Source organism: Vibrio sp. 03_296 (genome assembly GCF_002265885.1).
In genome coordinates this window covers 1-677 of the sequence record NZ_NPKW01001203.1, presented here as the reverse complement: position 1 = coordinate 677, position 677 = coordinate 1, and the positions used below count along the sequence as shown (strand labels likewise).

The following is a 677-nucleotide window of genomic DNA, read 5'->3' as shown; positions in this document are numbered from 1 at the left end:
TGAATGTGTAGAGAACGCAAACAGCTTTCCGAATTTTAAGAATTTGCTTGGCGACCATAGCGTTTTGGACCCACCTGAACCCATTCCGAACTCAGAAGTGAAACGAAATAGCGTCGATGGTAGTGTGGGGTTTCCCCATGTGAGAGTAGAACATCGCCAGGCTTTTAATTTAGACTTAGGTCTAACCAGTGCGGAGCGGTAGTTCAGTTGGTTAGAATACCGGCCTGTCACGCCGGGGGTCGCGGGTTCGAGTCCCGTCCGCTCCGCCACTTATTTAGAAACCTCGCTGATTAGCGGGGTTTTTTTAGATATAAGTAAAATTTAGGGGTGTAGCTCCAATTGGCAGAGCAGCGGATTCCAAATCCGCGTGTTGGGAGTTCGAATCTCTCCACCCCTGCCATATTTAAGGCTCTGAACGAAAGTTCAGAGCCTTTTTCATATCCTATTTTAGCATGTAAACTTCTGTTGTTGGTGACTATATCATCGACCCCATATTTCCTTTCGCCCCCTCTTTGCTTCTGCAAGCTCCTCTCTTGTTTGCTTATTTTTTCCACCCTCCGTATTTGCTCTTGAATGATAGGCAAAAGCAACTAACTTTGAATTTAAAAGGTAGTGGGGCGGCATCATGAAGATTGAGCAAATTGTATGGCAAGAAGGTCATTGGCAAGGTTTATCTT

Annotated in this window: 2 tRNA genes and 1 rRNA gene; all 3 read left to right on the top strand. The window is 45.5% G+C overall.

What is annotated here, in order from left to right:
• Positions 1 to 46 precede the first annotated feature (46 nt).
• The 3 genes from rrf (at position 47) to CIK04_RS30985 (ending at position 400) form a co-directional block, all read left to right on the top strand.
• Positions 47 to 162 (top strand): 5S ribosomal RNA (gene rrf, locus CIK04_RS30995).
• A gap of 30 nt (positions 163 to 192) precedes the next feature.
• A tRNA-Asp gene (locus CIK04_RS30990) sits at positions 193 to 269 on the top strand.
• A 54-nt stretch (positions 270 to 323) separates the two neighbouring features.
• Positions 324 to 400 (top strand) — tRNA-Trp (locus tag CIK04_RS30985).
• Positions 401 to 677 lie beyond the last annotated feature (277 nt).